This is a genomic window from Streptococcus sp. 1004_SSPC, assembly GCF_001069025.1.
In the GTDB taxonomy this organism is placed as follows: Bacteria; Bacillota; Bacilli; order Lactobacillales; family Streptococcaceae; genus Streptococcus; species Streptococcus vestibularis.
In genome coordinates, this window is record NZ_JWGQ01000071.1 from 1 (window position 1) to 19,553 (window position 19,553).

The window sequence follows — 19,553 nt, forward strand, 5'->3', positions numbered from 1 at the left end:
TGTCTGCATTCAAAAAGCTCCATAATCTCTACAGTGGTTTTACCCACTACAGAAATTATAGAGCCAAATTTTCTCATTCTTTTTTATGTTTAACACAAATCAAAAAGTGTCAAACTGTTTCATAATAACGCTTACAAAACGAACGTTTTTTGCTATAATAAAAGGAAAATGAGTAATAAAGATTTAAGGAGTTTTAAATGGACAATTTATTAACCGTTCATTTTCATAGTATGCATGGCGACTATTCGAAATATAGTATGTGGAAGTGGCTAGATGGTTATTGGGGCGAAGAAGCCCATTTTTCTCGTGAGGATGATTTTGGACTGGTGGGTCAGCTCACCTTTCCGGCTAATCGTTTTATTGACTATGTCAATCTCTTGGTTAAGACGGAAGATTGGTCAAAGCAGACACATGATTATCGTATCAGACGTTTCTTGGGGGATGCCCCGAATGCTATTTGGGTGGTTGAAGGAGACCCGACTGTTTATTATTCTAAACAGGCTGCTATGACGAGTCATAGTTTTGAAGGGCGTGATCAGCATGCCTTTGATATGGCTCTTCGTAGACAGGAATTTGATCAAAAGTGGGGATTTCAAGGTTGGTTAGGACATAAGTATGAAAAAGGTTCCACAGAGTTTCGCCTTTGGGCGCCACTAGCTCGGCGTGTGCAGCTACTACTTTTTAAAAAAGATAGTAAAAAATCTAAGGTGATTAAGATGAGCCGAGGAACCAGTGTGAATAAGGATCGCCACGAGATGAATACACACGGTGTTTGGAGCGTCTCTGTCCCTGGGGATTTGGATGGGTTAGCCTATCAGTTTCGAGTCTACCATGAGGAGAGTTTCTATCAAGATACTAGAGATCCGTATAGCATTGCCCTTAGCTTAAATAATAAAAAGAGCTTGGTGGTAAACCCTGAGCGTTTGGTTCCTAAGGGGTATCAGAAGGTTACAAGACAAGAGGCCAACTGGCGTAATGCCAACGCCTGCTCATCTGTTATCTGTGAGATGCATCTGCGAGACTTCTCAATCTCAGAAACATCAGGTGTTAAGAAAGCATATAGAGGGACTTATCTGGGTGCCTGCCAGAAAGGAACTAAAAATGACCAAGGGGATGTGACTGGTTTTGATTATATCAAACGCATGGGTTATAACTATGTCCAGTTACAGCCGGTCTTTGATCATCACAAGACCTATGATAAGAATGGTAATCTTCTCTATAACTGGGGATATGATCCTGAAAATTACAATGTTCCAGATCGTCAGTTTGCGGTTGATCAAAAAAATCCCTTAGCACCAATTTTGGAGCTTAAGAAGATGATTCAGGTCTACCATGAAGCGGGTATTGGGGTCATCATGGATGTTGTTTATAACCACACCTATTCGTCATATAGTTCGCCTTTCCAACTGGCAGTACCGGCTTATTATTATCGTATGCACGACAATGGTTCATTCCAAGATGGATCAGGTTGTGGGAACGAAACAGCTAGTGAGAAAGAAATGTACCGCAAGTATATGATTGATTCTTTGACCTATTGGGCAGAAGAATTTGGAGTGGATGGTTTCCGTTTTGACCTTATGGGCTTGCATGACGTTGCTACTATGAATGCCATTCGTTCAGCCATGGATGATATAGATCCTAGGATTCTTATTTACGGTGAAGGATGGGACATGGGGATTGGTCTTCCTGTGGACCAAAAGGCCAAGAAGGATAACGCAGCTTTGATGCCTAGAATCGGATTTTTCAATGACAATGCGCGTGATGCCGTTAAAGGGGCAGAAGTCTATGGACACATCAGCAATGGTTATGTGTCCGGAGCTCCTTTAGAAGACAAAATTGCTAAGAGTTTACTTGGTAGCCGTGGCTTTGTAAACTACCTCATGCCAGGTCAGGTTCTCAACTATATTGAAGCTCATGACAATTACAATTTGAATGATCTTATGCATCATCTGCATCCACATGATTCGCCAGAGGATATTGAAAAACGAATTTACTTGGCTAACGCTCTTAATCTGACTATGCAGGGGATGTGTTTCATGCAATTAGGGCAAGAATTCCAGCGTAGTAAGATGGTTGCAACAGGTGAAGATGGAAATTACACAGAAGCAGATGTTCAGCGTGCTATGAATAGCTACAATGCCCCTGATGAGGTAAATCGGGTGGATTGGAATCAGGTGACTCTTAAGAAAGAATTGGTTGATAAAATTGCCAAATTAATTGAACGCAAGAAAACAGTAGCAGAATTTTCATATCGTTCATATGCGGATATATATGATAATCTCTACGTGACTAAAGCAGACTTTTCTTCAGGTATCGTGGAACTACATATTTCTGGAAAACTGGATGAAACCTTAGTGTTCGATAATATGAAAAAAGATTTGGAGATTTACTGACAAAGTAGTCAAAAAATGATATAATATAGAAAACGCTTACATATTTGATTTTTGTGGGCTTGAAAGCTCTATCATCGTAAAGGGTTTTCTGGTGTATTTACATATATTAATTTCAATGTTTTACTGCCTTGATATCTCTTATCAAGACGAGTTTAAGGAAGGAGTGATGGTATGAATCTTGATGAAGCCATGTACACGTTTGGAACAGGTGAGAACTTCCACCTTCAGAATTATTTGGGTGTGCATGAATTGGAGGGAGAAGAAGGATTTGTCTTCCGTGTGTGGGCCCCTCATGCTGAGCAGATTCAGGTAATAGGAGATTTCACAGGTTGGTTTGATACACCTCTGGATATGACTCAAAACCATATCGGCGTTTGGGAGGCGACTTCATCTCTCCCTGAAGAAGGACAACTTTATAAGTTCTTGGTAAAACGTAAGGGTGGTCAAGTAGTTGAAAAGATGGATCCTTTTGCTACTTATTTGGAACCACGCCCAGGAACAGGAGCTGTCATTCGTAAGCAGAAAGCTAAGAAGTGGAAAGATGGCCTTTGGATGGGGTGTCGCAAACGATTTGGGTTCCAAAAACGTCCGGTAAATATCTATGAAGTTCATGCATCGTCTTGGAAACTAAAAGAGGATGGTCAGCCTTATACTTTCAAGGAATTGAAAGAGGAGTTGATACCATATTTAGTTAAGATGAATTATACTCATGTGGAATTTCTACCACTCATGGCTCACCCATTAGGGATGAGTTGGGGTTACCAGCTCATGGGTTACTTTGCTTTTGAGCATACTTATGGTACACCAGAAGAGTTTCAAGATTTTGTTGAAGCATGTCACCAGAATAATATCGGTGTCTTAGTGGACTGGGTCCCAGGTCACTATACACAAAATGACGATGCTTTGGCCTATTTCGATGGCACACCAACATTTGAATATCAAGATCACGATCGAGCTCATAATTATCGTTGGGGTGCCTTGAACTTTGACTTAGGAAAAAATCAAGTACAGTCATTCCTTATTTCAAGCGCTCTTTATTGGATTGAGAATTATCATATCGATGGTATCCGAGTGGATGCAGTTTCTAATATGCTCTATTTAGACTATGATGAAGGTCCATGGATGCCCAACAAGGATGGTGGTAATCGTAACTTGGAAGGTTACGGCTTCCTTCAAAAACTCAATCGTGAAATTAAAAAACGCTATCCAGACGTTATGATGGTTGCGGAAGAATCAACTGCAGCAACGCCAATCACACAACCTATTGAAGAAGGTGGTCTAGGCTTTGACTTCAAATGGAATATGGGTTGGATGAATGATATCTTAAGATTCTATGAGGAGGACCCTGTTTACCGTCAGTATGATTTCAATCTGATGACTTTCAGTTTCATGTATTGCTTCAATGAAAACTATGTTCTACCATTCTCACATGATGAGGTGGTACATGGTAAGAAGAGTATGATGCATAAGATGTGGGGCGACCGATACAATCAGTTTGCTGGTCTTCGTAACCTCTACGCTTATCAACTCTGTCATCCAGGTAAGAAATTGCTCTTCATGGGATCTGAATTTGGTCAATTCTTAGAGTGGAAACATGATTACCAACTTGAATGGGGAAATCTTGAAGATGAGATGAACCAGAAGATGCAGGCCTTCACTAGTCATATGAATGCTTTCTATAAGGACCACAAGTCTCTCTGGCAGATTGATGATTCTTACGATGGTATTGAGATTATTGATGCGGATAACCGTGCTGAAAGTGTTCTTTCTTTTATCCGTAAGGGTGATAAAGGTGATAAGGGGGATATCCTAGTCTGTGTCTTCAATCTTACTCCAGTGGAACGTAAAGAGTTCACTATTGGCTTGCCAATTGCCGGTATTTACGAAGAAGTCCTTAACACTGAGATGGAAGAGTTCGGTGGTGTCTGGAAGGAAGGAAATCCTGATACCCGTACCCAAAAAGCGAAGTGGAAGGATTATGAAAATACTCTTAGCTTCACATTGCCAGCTCTTGGAGCAAGTATTTGGCGTGTTAAACGTCGCTTGAAATAAAGGTTAGATGTAAATGTGTACACGATTTGTTTTTCAGGGATGATAGAAAGAAAGTCGCGGTTGAAAGAAGCTTTTTGGCGCTCAAACTATTGCTACACTGAGAAACCTACTTTAATTGTCATAATCAGTTTTGACTGATTGTCTCACATTCTTTTGAGGATGGAACTAAAAATCATGAGGGGGACTATTCATGAAAAATGAAATGTTGGCTTTGATCCTTGCTGGTGGGCAAGGAACTCGTCTTGGAAAATTGACCCAAAGTATTGCCAAACCAGCTGTTCAGTTTGGTGGACGCTACCGTATCATTGACTTTGGTTTGTCTAACTGTGCCAATTCAGGAATTAACAATGTAGGTGTCATTACACAGTATCAACCACTTGCTTTGAATAATCATATCGGTAATGGTTCAAGCTGGGGCTTGGATGGTGTTAACTCTGGTGTATCAATTCTTCAACCTTACTCAGCTAGCGAAGGTAATCGTTGGTTTGAAGGTACCAGCCACGCTATTTATCAAAACATTGACTATATCGATAGCATCAATCCTGAATATGTTTTGATTTTGTCTGGTGACCATATTTACAAGATGGACTATGACGATATGCTCCAATCTCACAAAGACAACAACGCAAGTCTTACAGTCGCCGTTCTAGATGTGCCACTTAAAGAAGCTAGCCGTTTCGGTATCATGAACACTGATGCTAATAACCGTATTGTTGAGTTCGAAGAAAAACCTGAAAATCCTAAATCTACGAAAGCATCAATGGGTATTTACATCTTTGACTGGAAACGTCTTCGTAATATGTTAGTTTCAGCTGAAAAGAATGCAGTTGGTATGTCAGACTTTGGTAAAAACGTTATCCCAGCTTATCTTAAAACAGGTGAAAGCGTCTATGCTTATGAATTTGAAGGCTATTGGAAAGACGTAGGTACTATCGAATCCCTTTGGGAAGCAAACATGGAGTACATTTCTCCTGAAAATGCCTTGGATAGTCGTAACCGTCAATGGAAAATTTACTCACGTAACGTGATTGCTACACCAAACTTCTTTGGTGAACATGCTCAGGTTGAAGATTCACTCGTTGTTGATGGCTGTTTGGTTGATGGAACTGTTAAGCATTCTGTGCTTTCAACAAATGCACAAATTCGTGAAGGGGCAGTCGTTGAAGATTCAGTGATTATGAGCGGTGCAGTTATTGGTAAAGGTGCAAAAATTAAACGTGCTATTATCGGTGAAGGTGCACACGTTTCTGATGGTGTGGAAATTGACGGTACAGAGGAAGTGCAAGTCGTAGGATACAATGAAGTAGTGGGGGTATCAAAAGATGAAGATTGATAAATATTCTGCAATTCTAGGAAATACCGTAGGATTCCATGACATGGATGGCTTGACTGATCAACGTCCTATTGCCAGCCTACCATTTGGTGGAAAATATCGCCTCATCGACTTCCCGTTGTCTAACTTGGCTAATGCCGGTATCCGTAGCGTCTTCGGAATCTTCCAAAACGAAAACATTAGTTCTGTCTTCGACCATATTCGTTCAGGTCGTGAGTGGGGCTTGTCTACTCTCCTCAGCCACTACTATCTTGGTATCTACAATACTCCAGTTGATAGTTCAACTGTTGATAAAGAATACTATCATCAAATTTTGACCTACCTTAAACGTTCAGGCTCAGACCAGACTGTAGCTCTTAATAGTGATGTTTTGGTCAACATTGATCTTAACCAAGTTTTCCACCTTCACAATGTAACAAAACAAAAAGTTACTGTAGTCTACAAAAAACTTCCTAAAGAACTCATTTCAGATGTAAACAGCATTTTGGATATTGATGAATCTGATAAAGTGCTTAAGCATGAGCTCTTCCAGGGTGGGGATAAAGAAGTTTACAATATGTCTATAGACATATTTGTCGTGGATACACCATTCTTGATTGAAAAATTGGAAGAAGAAGCTGCTAAAGAAGAGCCACGTAAGCTTCGTTATGTGCTTCGTGATTTGGCAGTTGCTGAGAATGCTTTTGCTTACGAGCACACTGGTTACCTTTCAAATATCCACTCAGTGAAATCGTACTTTGATGCCAATTTGGATATGTTGGAATCACAAAAATTCTATTCACTTTTTGCACCAAACCAAAAAGTTTATACAAAAGTTAAAAATGAAGAGCCAACATATTATGCAGACTCTTCTGAAGTTAAGGTTTCACAATTTGCATCTGGTTCGATCGTACGAGGTAAAGTTGAGAACTCAGTGATTTCACGTAATGTTTACTTATCTGAAGGATCTAGTGTTAACCATTCAATTATCTTCCCACGTGTTAAAGTTGCTAAAGGTGCAACAGTTAAATATGCTATTGTGGATAAAGATGTTGAAATCGCCGAAGGTGTTACGATTCGAGGTACAGAAAACAATCCAGTTGTCATCAAAAAAGGTAGCGTTGTAACAGAGGATATTGTACGATGAAAATTTTATTTGTAGCAGCAGAGGGGGCACCTTTTGCTAAAACTGGCGGTTTGGGTGACGTTATCGGTGCTCTTCCTAAATCTCTAGTCAAAAATGGTCACGAAGTAGCCGTAATTCTCCCATATTATGATGTGGTTTCGGCTAAATTTGGCAATCAAGTTGAAGACCTTGGCTTCTTCTATACAAATGTTGGTTGGCGACGTCAATATGTCGGTATCAAGAAAATTGTTCGTGATGGTGTGACCTTCTTCTTCATTGATAATGAGCAGTATTTCAACCGAGGTACGGTATACGGTGAGTGGGATGATGGTGAGCGTTTTGGTTTCTTCCAAATGGCTGCCCTTGAGTTGATGGAAAAAGTGGACTTTATTCCAGACATTCTTCATGTTCATGACTACCACACAGCCATGATACCATTCCTTCTTAAGGAAAAATACCATTGGATTCAAGCTTACCAAGGTATTAAGACGGTCTTCACTATCCATAATATTGAGTTCCAAGGTCAATTTGACAGTGGTATGCTTTGGGAAATCTTCGGTGTTGGTTACGAGCGTTATGCAGACGGTACGCTCCGTTGGAATGACTGCCTTAACTGGATGAAAGCCGCCGTTCTTTACGCAGATCGTGTAACAACAGTTTCTCCATCTTATGCTGGTGAAATTCAAACACCTGAATTTGGTAAAGGTCTTGATCAAATCATGCGGATGGAATCTGGTAAGTTGTCTGGTATTGTTAATGGTATCGATACAGACCTCCTTGATCCAGAAACAGATATTCACATTCCTTATCATTTCTCAGTGGATGATTTGTCAGGTAAAGCCAAAGACAAGGCAGCTCTTCAAGAGCGTGTTGGCCTCCCAGTTCGTGAAGATGTTCCATTGATTGGTATTGTGTCACGTTTGACTGATCAAAAAGGTTTCGATTTGGTGGTTAACGAACTTCACAATATTTTGCAACATGATGTTCAGATTGTTCTTTTGGGTACTGGTTACAGTGGTTACGAGAATTCTTTCTCTTGGTTTGGTCATGCTTATCCAGAGAAAATGTCTGCCAACATTACCTTCAACCTAGAGTTGGCTCAACAAATTTATGCTGGTTGTGACATTTTCCTTATGCCTTCAGCTTTTGAACCATGTGGGCTCTCACAAATGATGTCTATGCGTTATGGTACCTTGCCAGTAGTTAGTGAGGTTGGTGGTCTTCGTGATACTGTTGAACCATACAACCCTGTGACAGGCTCAGGTACAGGCTTCTCATTTGGTAACTTTTCAGGTTACTGGATGGTTCAAATCCTTGAAAAAGCTCTCGATGTGTACAAAAATAATGCTGATTCTTGGAAACAACTCCAGCACAATGCTATGACTCGTGATTTCTCATGGGATACAGCAAGTTTGGCATATGTTGATTTGTATAAACAATTAGTGTAATACAAAGGTAACTTTTCTCGAAAGGGAAAAGTTATTTTCATGTAAAAAAGTTTAAAAGCGCTGTAACTGCAGTTAGAAAAAACAAGATAGTCGCCCAAATCTTGTTGCTAAAGCAAATGAGAGAGGCGCTCTAGAAGTATAATTCCCCCTTATCCTATTATTTACCCTATAAGATGTCTATCAAAGGTATAGAAGTATAAGAAAGGATTTCTATGCAATTCGAAAATTTAACAAAAGGACAATTTATCCGTGATTTTAAAGATACGCTCCACCAAGAACAGTTGATTAGAGTAGCTAAGGCTACACCAACCGAAATCTTCACAGCCTTGGCTGGTTTGATTCGTAAGTATTACACTGACACATGGATTGAACGTAAGCATGCACTTTCAGACAATCAAGAAAAGATTGCTTTCTACTTCTCAATCGAATTACTTCCAGGTCGTATGTTGGAAACTAACCTCCTCAACCTAGGTATTCTTGACCTTGTTAAAGAAGGTTTCGCAGAACTTGATATCGACTTCCGTGAAGTAGTAGAAGCTGAGCATGACATGGCACTTGGTAATGGCGGTCTTGGTCGTTTGGCTGCTGCCTTCATGGATTCACTTGCGACTACTGGTTACCCAGGTTTTGGTAATGGTCTTCGTTACCGTTATGGACTTTTCAAACAACGTATTGTTGATGGTTATCAAGTTGAATTGCCAGATAGTTGGTTTGGCTCAACAGGGAATGTTTGGGAAATACGTAAAGACCATGATATCGTTGATGTGAAACTCTTCGGTGATGTTGTCCTTGAAAGCAATGAAGAAGGTAGCTTCGTTCCAACTTATAAGAACGCTCAAGTTCTTCGCGCTGTGCCTTACGATGTGCCACAAATTGGTTACCAAAATGGTGTGATTAACAACCTTCGTCTTTGGGATGTTGAAATTCCTGAAGAATATGAGTTGGATTACCCAACATTGGAAGCTCGCCGTCGTGTGAAAGATATTACAGCCATTCTTTATCCCAACCTTAGTTCTCGAAACTTGCAACCGTCTTCTAGAATGTTATAATGACCTATAGGTATGAGCATCAAAAAGGAGGGAATTTTATGGCTTTACGTAGCCAATTAATTACCAAGGAGTTTCCAGACTTAGATAGGGTGGAGCGTCTAAACAATGAGGCCTTTCCAGAAGAAGAACGTATTCCTTTGAGTGAGTTCTTACAACTAGATGGTCGTGATGATTATCATTTCTTTGCCTTTTATGACGAGGATGATTTTGTTGGATTTGCCTCAGTTCTATACAATGCCAAAGTTTTTTATGTGAGTTTCTTTGCCATTGTCCCTCAAATGCGGAGTCATGGCTACGGAAGTGAGATTATTGATAAACTGGTAGAGTTTTATGGTCCATCTCGTTCTATGGTTTTAGAAGTTGAGCGTTTGGATGAACCCAATGACAATCCAGAACAACGAGCGGCGCGTTGGGATTTCTATAAGCGTAATGGTTTCAAGACGTCCAATGCTTTCTTGGAGTATGAGGGTTTGAGTTTTGAGATTCTCTATCGTGGAGATCACTTTGACGAAGAAGCCTACAGAGAGATATTTTATAAGCTTCAGGAAAATGCTTATTTTGACTTCAGTATTAAACATCGTTGCTTGAGTGATTTATAAAAAATTGAGTTAAACAGGTACTATTTGGCCTGTTTTTCATTTGTTTTCAGCTTTTGCCAATCGTTTTCAGAATATTTTGTCCTCCTATGCTATAATGGAAGTACTATGAAGAAAGTAATTTTACAGTACTTGGCAAGTGCTCTGACTGTAATCCTCATACTTGGTCTTGTGGTTTTTGATCGGCATCAAAACCAATACTTGGTCACAAAGGTCAATGATCCCGAGATTTCCTATATTTATCAGGATTCTCTTGAAAATCTAGACAAACTGGCTCTGAGTCGAGCTGGGGTCATTCAATCCTATCAACTCGATCCCCTGTCAGTTAGGAAGGAAAACGGGAAGATTCGTCTAGCTCTCCATATTAATCATTCCTATGATATGCAGGTAAATCTTGTCCTTAAGGCCGATATTTATGGTGATTTATCCGTGGTTGAAGCGACTCCGTCAAAGGCTTTGAAACTGGCTTTGGAGGCTGAGACTTATCAGAAACGGTTGACCTTAATTTCGCAAAAGGTAGATGCTATTATAACTCGTGATCACTGGGATCAAGGTATTAAACCGGCCTATGTGGCTCAGGTCAGAAGTAAGATGAAGAAGACTTCTTTGAACCAGTTGGATAAAGTTCTGCAAAAAATCGATCAAGAAAGTAAGGAAGTGGGCTCAGATACCTATACAGCCTTTTTCCAAGCTTCTCAACTCCCTAATCATGACAAGCTCAATTTGGTTATGACTCACATGCAGGTTTATGTGGATAAGTACCAGTTCCTTCAATTAGGGAAGTCAGGTTATAAATTTTCCAAGAAACTTGAGCCAACCAGCCCTTTTTACAGTTACTTCCGCGAAGCTATTATGGAGACTTATCAGACGGATTTAGGACTGGGCGAGGATGAGTTGGGTATCAAGCTCCACCTTTTTAGGTCATGGATTGATAAGCAGTCAATGGACTATATTAGGGCCAACTACAAGGGTAAGACGGATTTAGACAAGCTTCTGGCCTACAGCAAGGACAGGAAGATTCATCTGGATTATACTACAGGTGCTTCCTATCATAATCGAAGTTTGGGAGACTTTACCTATCCAGAGAACATGAAAATTCAGCTACCTCAGACCAGTGTCATGGGATCTTACGGTGTCAGCAATTCCCGCTTTATTGAATTTATTGTCAATATGGATACAGGGAAATTTGTTTCTGAGTGGAATGTTTACAAGAAAAGGAAAGACGGTAGCATCGACTCTAATCCTAAGCATTACAAGATTGAAGATGGTGCTGACATTGCCGATACGGATTCTGCTAATTATGGGCTGTCTAAGGGCTTGAATGCTGATTTACCGGCCTATCTCAATAATAGCCATACCTATCTTGACGTTCGTCACCCTGCTGACAATGCGATTAGACGCAAGATGGTAAGAAAGTGGAAAAATGCCAAGAATGTCTTAAACGGTGGGCGCTATGCTGATATTGTTAAAAAAGGAGGCTTGAAAGACCTTGAAACATGGAGACAAGTTAAAGCTGAAGACCGGCTCCAGGTCTACAATGCTTACCTTGATTATATTCGTTCTAATCTTGTGCTCAATGGGTTTGACAGCTTTTACCAAGAAACCTACAAGCCCCAAGGTAGAGCCAAAAAAGACTGAGACCCTAGATAATGTTCTTATTGCTAAAAATTTCTATCGTGTAAGGGATGCTTATGCCATCAAGCTCTACGGGCAGGATGAAGGGATGTCCTTTGATGTGGCTGGCCAAAGACTTTTTGGATCAAACATTGCTATTAAGGCTGGCCTGTTATATGGCTCCAGCCTTGGAGATTTGACCATTGAGGTTTATTTTCAGGGCGAGGTGTCCTACCTTTTAGAGGCCACCCAGAAGTTCCCAGTGGACAAAAATCGCATCAAGGCTAATCACTATAGTCAGGACATTGTTCTGCATAACGTTTGGTCTAGTCTGGAAGGTCAAGAAACCTCCAACAGTATCATCACTCAGTTTCAGGATAAGACCTTACTTAAGCTGCGCATCAGCTACAACAAGGATTTCCTTCCGACTAAGATTCAAGGTTTTTACAATAGCCAAACCTTTAATGGCTGGCGGGACCTTTTTTATATAGATTATCCATATAGTGATCAGGAAGCCTTCAACCAGGCTCAAGATGCCTATATAGAGCACATCCAGTACATGGAAACGCATCCTGAGGAAGAAGCAGGAGAGTTTGGTTAATAAAGCAAAATCACCTTTATCTTGAGATAAAGGTGGTTTGTTTGTTCCTAAGAATTAGGTTTTAGGTTTGACTTGTGGCAACTTCTGGAAAAAGCTTGTCTAGGATTTTTGGAGTAATAGCTTGTCCAGGGCCTTCAGCACAGTAGGTGTGCATATACATAGAAGGGTTAAAGTTGAGCTCGATACAAGTGCAATGAGGTTTTTCCTTGCTAGCAGGCTGAGTTTTATCTGGAATGATGAGGTCAACCCCGCAAGCCCAGGCCCCCATGCTAGTCGCCATAGCTGCAGCAAGTTCTTGGTAAGAGGAATCCATAGTCTCAGTGACATCAATAGAGTCACCACCCGTAGAGATGTTGGAGTTACGGCGGAGATTGACCTTTTTCCCTTCTGGGAGAATATCATCAGGGGTATAACCTTGCTGAGTCAACATCAGTTGTTCGATGTCTCCTAGCTCAATGATTTCCAGAGGTGATCGGTGATCACGGCCTCGCAATGGGTTGGCATTTTTCTGAGCGACTAATTCACGAATGGTGTGTTTGCCATCACCGACAACATTGGCAGCGACACGAAGGAGGACAGCCTCACAACGCCCATCTAGAATGAAGAAACGGTATTCGGTTCCTGGAATAAATTCTTCAACAAGGACAGCTGTATCTTCTGCGAAAGCAATTTCAAGGGCTTTTTGATAGTTGTCAAGACTAGCAGGTTCTTGGAAAATGGAAATTCCCAGACCAAAGTTGGTTGATTTTGGTTTGACTACAATTTGCTTGTCCTTGATAAGAGGATAATAAGCTAGACCTTGTTCCAGACTGGTAAATTCGTCGCCAGCGGGAACAGGGAAACCAGCATCAGCCAGGATTTTTTTGGTCACGGTTTTATTAGCCATGGCAAGAGGTACTACATAGTTGTCTTTTGAGGTCATGTTACCATTTTTGACGTACTCAACATGATCTTTATGCCAGAGTTTAAGGAATTGATCCTGCTCATCTAGGATTTCAAAATGAATCCCTTTTTGAATGGCATCAAAGAGCAACATCTGAGTAGAAAGTTCCATCTCCTCATAACCCTTAAGAGCATAGTGGGCAGTCCAGTCATAATCGTGATAGGCAAGAGCCTTGTCGAGGGCAAAGTCAGCAAGGGACTTGTCTTTGATATGAGGAAGTAGTTGAGCAGCTAGTGTCTGACTAGGATCCGCAAAGGCATCTTTCACTTGTTTGACCAAACCTTGATGATAATCACCAAGCCCAAAATGTTGCACCAGTTGGTCCAGAGCTGTCGTAATGTTCTGAGTTTCAGCTTCAGAAGGTAGAGGTTCTAAAGGATGAGAGAGGGCAATTTTCTCATTTAGCGCGTGACCTTGAGTAAGAGCTTGGTCAACATTTTCAGGGGCATCTAGCCATAGGAAAGCTAAAAGGAGCAAGTGAACCGTATCCATGGTATCTTGGCTAATTCCGATACGCTCAAAGGGGTTAAGGTCGAAGTTACGGAATTCCAGGTAGGTGATTCCCTTGTCAAGGAAGGAGCGATTAACCTTTTGTCCGCGGAAACGAACAGCCGAGTAAAATTCCTTCTCCGCAATCAAATCACCTTGTTCGATATAGTTTTCGATGGCAGAGACATAGTCCTCTAGGCTTGAAAAGGATACTTGGATTTCTTCCTTATTGACATAACCATGGTCGCTGTTTCGGAAGGAACGCACGGGTTCTGGCACTTCTTGGTCGAAGAAGCCTTGCTCAGCAACAGGTGCAGCACCAAAGAGATAAGTAATCACCCAACGGTAGCGCAAATAGTTCTGAGCCAGCTTAAGGTAGAGGGCGTTTTTGAAAGTAATCATGTCAGTCTGGTCACTTTCTTTGAATAGGGCCTCAACCAAATCCTCCCCTAGTTCCATATTATAGTGGATACCTGAGATAGCTTGTAGTTTAGTTCCGTATTTTTCGGCCAAATAGTTACGATAATGGCGTTCGAATTCATTTTCCAGTTGGGCGACTTGGATTTCTTGGGCCTTAATACGAGGAGGCATGGACAAGGGCCAGAGAAGTTCATCTTTACTGATGGAACGTCCAGCTACATCGGTAATGGCTCCAAGAAATCGACGAGCCTCAGTGGTAGATTTAGCGACTGGTGTGATGAGTTCCATCTGAAACTCACAAAAATCTGTTTGAATATAGGGATGGAAACTACGAGCCCCTAGACAGGAAGGGTGAGGCGTATGTGCTAATTTTCCCTGTCTATTGACACGAAGACTTTCGCGCTCAATTCCAAAATTAGCTTGGAGAATAGGACTGGTAGCCTCCAGTTTTTGAAATAGTTGGTTTATGGTCATAGAGTCACCTTTTCATCTAATGTTAGTGTTAGTCTATTATAAATAGGGACAGAAAACAAATTTCTGCTACGTTTAGTTGTAGTTTACGAACATTTATGATAAGTTTGTGAAAAATGAGCAGGATTTAGAGCGATATTTTTATCAAATATCATAAAATATTTACAAATGTTAGTGAAATGATATTATGCTTGCAATTTTACTCAATTTAACCTATACTAATGACATATATATGAGAACGAAAAAATCCCTAGGGTCTGCCCTCAGGGGCTTTTGTATGCTCTCAAAAAGGGTCTAGCCGTTCTTTTATAAATAAAGCATGAGCAATAAGACTCTTGGTTTTAAGTTTCTCTCTGCCTAGAGCAGATGATATTTTTCGTCGTGGTAGGGCTCATCCGGAATCTATTTGCACTTGTTCGAATTGCTCGCGATTCGACAGTTCGCTCTGCCCAACAGTGATGCTTTCACCATGATGATATTCCTATAACTGCAGAAGCAGTTATAGGAAGCGGAGTTATCGAGACTTTGGCTCGATAACTAGTCATGGAACGACTGAGTCGGTCGCTGATGTCCGCCATCACTTAAGAAAGCATCAAAAAAGAAAAATATCAAAAAAACAATAAAAAACGGAGGTAATTATGTTTCAAACCCTGATCGCCCAGATAAAGGAATACAAGAAACCCTCAATCCTAGCGTCCCTCTTCATGACGCTAGAAGTTATGTTTGAGATTTCCATTCCCTTTGTTATGGCCAATCTTTTGGACAAAGGTGTCCAGCAATCTAACATGTCTAACATTTGGCTCTATGGTGGCCTCATGTTGGTCTGCGCCTTCCTGTCGCTTTTCTGTGGTATGCAGTCGGCACGCTATGCAGCCTTTGCCTCTGCTGGATTTGCCAAGAATCTACGTCAAGCCATTTTCAAAAAGGTTCAAAACTTCTCTTTTGAAAATATCGATAAATTCTCAGCTGGTGGTCTGGTAACGCGTATGATGACTGATGTTACCAACGTTCAGAACTCTTATCAAATGATTATCCGCATCTGTGTGCGTGCCCCACTCAACCTGATTTTCGCCATTACTGCTAGTTTCCTCATCAATGGTCAGATGGCTTGGATTTTCGTTGGCGTAACACTCTTCCTTGGTCTGGTTTTGGCCATTATTACCAAAATCGTATATCCTCTTTTTACTCAAGTATTTGAGGCTTATGACAACCTTAACAACAGTATCAAGGAAAATATTACCAACATGCGTGTGGTTAAGTCCTACGTTAAGGAGCAGGAAGAGACAGATAAGTTCAAGAAGGCCTCACGTCGTATTTACAAGATGTTTATGCGTGCCATTCGTGTAGTTATCATATCTAATCCAGCCATGATGTTGTCTATGTACGCGTCCTTCCTCATGATTTCCTGGTTTGGTGCCCATCTCATCGTTGGTGGTAGCTTAACTACAGGGGAATTGACTTCGATGTTCAGTTACACCATGACCATCCTTATGTCACTCATGATGTTCATGATGATCTTTGTCATGTTGTCTATCTCTATGGCCTCTGTAGAGCGCATCAATGAAGTGCTTAACACTGATTCAACCATTGTTTCACCTGAAAATGGTTTAACAGAAGTTGCAGATGGTTCTATCAGCTTTGATCATGTGGATTTCTCATACACGGATGAAAATGGTGACAAGACCCATGTCCTCAAAGATATCACTTTGGATATTAAGTCTGGTGAAGTTATTGGTATCCTTGGTGGAACGGGTTCGGGTAAATCAAGCTTGGTTCAGCTTATTCCTCGCCTTTATGATGTGGAAGCAGGTCAAGTTAAGGTTGCTGATCACGATGTTAAGGATTATGATTTGGATAGCTTGCGTAAGCAAGTTGCCATGGTTCTTCAAACCAATGTCCTTTTTTCAGGAACCATTAAGGAAAATATGCGTTGGGGAAATAAACAGGCGACAGATGAGGAAATCATTGAAGCTTGTAAGATTGCCCAAGCTGATGAATTTATCCAAGAGTTTAAGGATGGCTATAACACCAAGATTGAACGTGGTGGAGCCAATGTCTCAGGGGGACAACGTCAACGTCTTTGTATCGCACGTGCCCTCCTCATGAATCCGAAAATTTTGATTCTGGATGATTCAACATCAGCGGTTGATACTAAGACAGATAGTTTGATTCGTCAAGGTTTTACGTCAAGTCTTAAGGAAACGACTAAAATCATTATTGGTCAACGGATTTCATCTATTCAAGATTCGGACCGTATCGTTGTTATGGATGACGGTCGTATCGATGCTATTGGTACGCATGACGACTTGGTGGCTAATAATGCCATATATCGTGAGGTTTACAAGATGCAAACACAAGGGAAAGGAGTAGCAGATGCAGAATAAGAAAAAAGCCAGCTGGGGCTCACTAGCACGACTGCTACGCTTTTTGTGGCAAGACTACAAGCTTTCACTTAGTATCTCTTTTGTCCTTATCGTTGTAGCTTCTTTGGCAACGGTTAATTTGACGGCTTCAATTCAGTCCTTGGTGGACGTTTACGTTCAACCCATGCTCAAATCGGGTAGCCATGACTTTGGGCCATTGTTACGTTTCTTGACTTCAGTTGGGGTCTTTTGTCTTATCGGTGTGGTTGCCAACTATGTGGCTTCCCTCCTCATGGCGACGATTTCACAAGATTCCCTACGTTCCCTTCGTAATCAGCTCTTTGCTCGTATGCAAAAGCTCCCTGTTCGTTACTTTGACACTCATAAACACGGTGACATCATGTCAATCTATACCAACGACATCGATGCCCTCCGTCAGGCCATTGAACAATCTATTCCACAGTTGCTACAAACAGCCATTACCATTATCGGTGTGACAGTAACCATGCTTACCGTGAGTCCTCTCCTTTTTATCGTGGTTCTGGTCATGGTAGGTATCATGTTTATGGTTATTAAAAATGTATCCTCCAAATCAGGCCGTTACTTCGGTGAACAACAAAAGAACCTAGGGATTGAGAATGGTTTTATCGAAGAAATGATGTCAGGTCAAAAGGTAGTTAAGGCTTTTGTTCATGAAGAAGAAAGCATGGCTGACTTTGATAAGATTAATGAACAACTTTTCCAATCATCATACTTGGCCAATCGCTATGCTAATGTTCTCATGCCCATTCTTGGGAACTTAGGAAATGTTTCCTTTGTTTTGACTGCCTTGGTTGGTGGGGTCTTTGCCCTCAATGGTGTCGGTGGTTTGACTATCGGTGGCCTCATGGCCTTCCTGCAATTGAACCGCTCCTTCAATGGTCCTATTACTCAGGTGTCTCAACAACTTAACTTTGTTCTTATGGCACTTGCTGGTGCAGACCGTATCTTTGACCTGTTGGATGAAGCAGAAGAAGTTGACCAAGGTAAGGTCACTTTGGTCAACTACGAATTGGTAGACGGTCAAATGGTTGTGACAGACAAGAAAACCAACCACTGGGCTTGGAAGCACCCACGTCCAAATGGCGACTACGAGTTGGCCGAGTTGGTCGGAAATGTGGTCTTCCAAGACGTTGATTTCTCTTACGATGGTAAGAAACAAATCCTTCATGACGTTAATCTTTATGCAGACAAGGGACAAAAGGTTGCCTTTGTTGGTGCGACGGGTGCAGGTAAGACGACGATTACTAACTTGATCAATCGTTTCTACGACATCCAATCTGGTGTGATTACTTATGATGGTATCGATGTGAAGCTGATTGAAAAAGATTCTCTTCGTCGATCACTTGGTATCGTACTTCAAGATACACATCTCTTCACAGGGACTATCGCTGAAAATATTGCCTACGGCCGTGCGGATGCGACTCGCGAGGAAATTCTTGAAGCTGCTCGTATTGCTAACGTGGATTCCTTTGTGGAACATTTGGACAATGGTTACGACACTGTTCTTACAGATGATGGCGCAGGCTTGTCTAACGGACAACGTCAGCTGATTGCCATTGCGCGTGCTGCTCTTGCCAATGCACCGGTTCTCATCCTTGATGAAGCGACATCTTCGATTGACTCTCGTACTGAAAAAATGGTACAAGAGGGGATGGACCGACTTATGGAAGGGCGTACGGTCTTCGTTATCGCCCACCGTCTTTCAACCATCGTTAACTCTGACGTTATCATGGTTATGGATCATGGACGTATCATTGAACGTGGTGATCATGATACCCTTATGGAACAAGGTGGTACCTACTACCGACTCTATACTGGTGGTCTTGAAATTGATTAACATTAAAAGAACTCAGGTTTTGCCTGAGTTCTTTTTTGCATATGAAGAAAAGGTTTCTTTTGAGACTTTTCTTATAAAAACAACAGATTTGATTTCTTAAATCTCAACTTCTTCTATACCGTGTGCGTCCAGGCGATATATCTTTTAGCAAACTTGTCTGAGGTAGTTGACATCATGTGATACTGTAAGAGTTGCACCTGGATAGTTCTTGAAGAGCTGTCGGACTTGGGATTGTGAGGTGGGTGAAAAATTTTTGGTTGGTTCATCTAAGATTAGAAGTTGAGGGCTTTCTAAGACTACATGCAGTAGGATTAGTTTTCCTTTTTGCCCTCCAGATAGGTCAGCGATTGAAGGCACTGCATCCATAAAATGAGACACAAGAAAACACTCTTGTTGAATTCTGGTAAACTAGAAACAGGAGTGTTTTTGTTATGGTCAAAAAAGCATATTCAGTAGAAGCTAAGCTAGCCTGTATCGAATGGTTCCATTCTGTTCTCAAATCTGAAACCTTCCATCTCTATAAGTGAAGAAACCTAACTAAAGATAGTATAATAGATATTGTTAAAAATTACATCATATTTTATAATGAAACTAGGATTCAACAGAAATTAAATGACCAATCTCCTGTAGAGTACAGAAAGCTGGTCGCATAAGGTTTTTTTTGTCCCATTATTGGGGTGCAGTGCCAGTAGTGGGGCTTTTTTGTGTCTATTGAAAGATGATCTTCACTTACATTAAAGTATTAGATAAAAAGTAAAATAAAAGAGATTAAATCAATTGTTTTATTTTTGGATTGT

The 19,553-nt window shown here is 41.0% G+C and carries 12 protein-coding genes and 2 pseudogenes; 12 read left to right on the top strand and 2 right to left on the bottom strand.

The window, feature by feature from the left end:
- The first annotated feature begins 197 nt into the window (after positions 1–197).
- The 9 genes and pseudogenes from pulA to ADF62_RS05640 all read left to right on the top strand — a co-directional run bounded on the left by pulA (position 198) and on the right by ADF62_RS05640 (position 12,191).
- Positions 198–2,393, top strand: coding sequence for a type I pullulanase (gene pulA, locus ADF62_RS05600; protein ID WP_048788284.1), 2,196 nt, complete (start codon positions 198–200; stop codon positions 2,391–2,393).
- Between the two features lie 171 nt (positions 2,394–2,564).
- Positions 2,565–4,445 (top strand): 1,4-alpha-glucan branching protein GlgB, encoded by a 1,881-nt coding sequence (gene glgB / locus ADF62_RS05605; protein ID WP_048788285.1) that lies wholly within the window; start codon positions 2,565–2,567, stop codon positions 4,443–4,445.
- 190 nt (positions 4,446–4,635) lie between these two features.
- The gene (locus ADF62_RS05610; protein ID WP_003093857.1) at positions 4,636–5,778 is read left to right on the top strand and encodes a glucose-1-phosphate adenylyltransferase; all 1,143 of its coding nucleotides are present in this window, start codon (positions 4,636–4,638) and stop codon (positions 5,776–5,778) included.
- On the top strand, positions 5,768–6,904 hold the full coding sequence (glgD, locus tag ADF62_RS05615) for a glucose-1-phosphate adenylyltransferase subunit GlgD (protein ID WP_003094229.1): 1,137 nt from the start codon (positions 5,768–5,770) through the stop codon (positions 6,902–6,904). The genes ADF62_RS05610 and glgD overlap by 11 nt, the downstream gene beginning before the upstream one ends.
- Positions 6,901–8,331 carry a glycogen synthase GlgA gene (glgA, locus tag ADF62_RS05620; protein ID WP_048788286.1) on the top strand — a complete coding sequence of 477 codons (1,431 nt, stop codon included), beginning with the start codon at positions 6,901–6,903 and terminating at the stop codon, positions 8,329–8,331. Before glgD ends, glgA begins: the two co-directional genes overlap by 4 nt.
- A 212-nt stretch (positions 8,332–8,543) precedes the next feature.
- Positions 8,544–9,347 (top strand): annotated as a pseudogene (locus ADF62_RS05625) (glycogen/starch/alpha-glucan phosphorylase); the annotation flags it as partial.
- Between the two features lie 71 nt (positions 9,348–9,418).
- The gene (locus tag ADF62_RS05630) at positions 9,419–9,979 is read left to right on the top strand and encodes a GNAT family N-acetyltransferase (protein ID WP_048788288.1); all 561 of its coding nucleotides are present in this window, start codon (positions 9,419–9,421) and stop codon (positions 9,977–9,979) included.
- A 105-nt stretch (positions 9,980–10,084) separates the two neighbouring features.
- On the top strand, positions 10,085–11,614 hold the full coding sequence (locus ADF62_RS05635; protein WP_048788289.1) for a DUF1310 family protein: 1,530 nt from the start codon (positions 10,085–10,087) through the stop codon (positions 11,612–11,614).
- Complete coding sequence (locus tag ADF62_RS05640; RefSeq protein WP_048788290.1) at positions 11,553–12,191, top strand: hypothetical protein; 639 nt, start codon at positions 11,553–11,555, stop codon at positions 12,189–12,191. Before ADF62_RS05635 ends, ADF62_RS05640 begins: the two co-directional genes overlap by 62 nt.
- Before the next feature lie 61 nt (positions 12,192–12,252).
- Here ADF62_RS05640 and gshAB read toward each other — a convergent pair whose 3' ends face one another.
- Positions 12,253–14,517, bottom strand: coding sequence for a bifunctional glutamate--cysteine ligase GshA/glutathione synthetase GshB (gene gshAB / locus ADF62_RS05645; RefSeq protein ID WP_048788291.1), 2,265 nt, complete (start codon positions 14,515–14,517; stop codon positions 12,253–12,255).
- 635 nt (positions 14,518–15,152) lie between these two features.
- Here gshAB and ADF62_RS05650 point away from each other — a divergent pair.
- Both ADF62_RS05650 and ADF62_RS05655 read left to right on the top strand, forming a co-directional pair.
- Positions 15,153–16,898, top strand: a complete 1,746-nt coding sequence (locus ADF62_RS05650; RefSeq protein ID WP_003094444.1) for an ABC transporter ATP-binding protein — start codon at positions 15,153–15,155, stop codon at positions 16,896–16,898.
- A complete protein-coding gene (locus tag ADF62_RS05655) occupies positions 16,888–18,756 on the top strand; it encodes an ABC transporter ATP-binding protein (protein WP_003094319.1) in 1,869 nt (622 codons plus the stop codon). Before ADF62_RS05650 ends, ADF62_RS05655 begins: the two co-directional genes overlap by 11 nt.
- A gap of 144 nt (positions 18,757–18,900) precedes the next feature.
- On the opposite strand, the pseudogene ADF62_RS10310 reads toward ADF62_RS05655, so the two are convergent.
- Positions 18,901–19,104 (bottom strand): annotated as a pseudogene (locus tag ADF62_RS10310) (ATP-binding cassette domain-containing protein); the annotation flags it as partial.
- A gap of 209 nt (positions 19,105–19,313) precedes the next feature.
- Between ADF62_RS10310 and ADF62_RS11885 the strand changes: the two are divergent.
- Positions 19,314–19,409, top strand: a complete 96-nt coding sequence (locus ADF62_RS11885) for an IS3 family transposase (protein ID WP_367657404.1) — start codon at positions 19,314–19,316, stop codon at positions 19,407–19,409.
- Positions 19,410–19,553: the final 144 nt, after the last annotated feature.

Coding starts and splice junctions, on each gene's coding strand:
- pulA (WP_048788284.1), top strand. CDS start 198: ATGGACAATTTATTAACCGTTCATTTTCATAGTATGCATGGCGACTAT.
- ADF62_RS05650 (WP_003094444.1), top strand. CDS start 15,153: ATGTTTCAAACCCTGATCGCCCAGATAAAGGAATACAAGAAACCCTCA.
- glgD (WP_003094229.1), top strand. CDS start 5,768: ATGAAGATTGATAAATATTCTGCAATTCTAGGAAATACCGTAGGATTC.
- gshAB (WP_048788291.1), bottom strand. CDS start 14,517: ATGACCATAAACCAACTATTTCAAAAACTGGAGGCTACCAGTCCTATT.
- glgB (WP_048788285.1), top strand. CDS start 2,565: ATGAATCTTGATGAAGCCATGTACACGTTTGGAACAGGTGAGAACTTC.
- ADF62_RS05610 (WP_003093857.1), top strand. CDS start 4,636: ATGAAAAATGAAATGTTGGCTTTGATCCTTGCTGGTGGGCAAGGAACT.
- ADF62_RS05640 (WP_048788290.1), top strand. CDS start 11,553: ATGGGTTTGACAGCTTTTACCAAGAAACCTACAAGCCCCAAGGTAGAG.
- ADF62_RS05630 (WP_048788288.1), top strand. CDS start 9,419: ATGGCTTTACGTAGCCAATTAATTACCAAGGAGTTTCCAGACTTAGAT.
- glgA (WP_048788286.1), top strand. CDS start 6,901: ATGAAAATTTTATTTGTAGCAGCAGAGGGGGCACCTTTTGCTAAAACT.
- ADF62_RS05655 (WP_003094319.1), top strand. CDS start 16,888: ATGCAGAATAAGAAAAAAGCCAGCTGGGGCTCACTAGCACGACTGCTA.
- ADF62_RS05635 (WP_048788289.1), top strand. CDS start 10,085: ATGAAGAAAGTAATTTTACAGTACTTGGCAAGTGCTCTGACTGTAATC.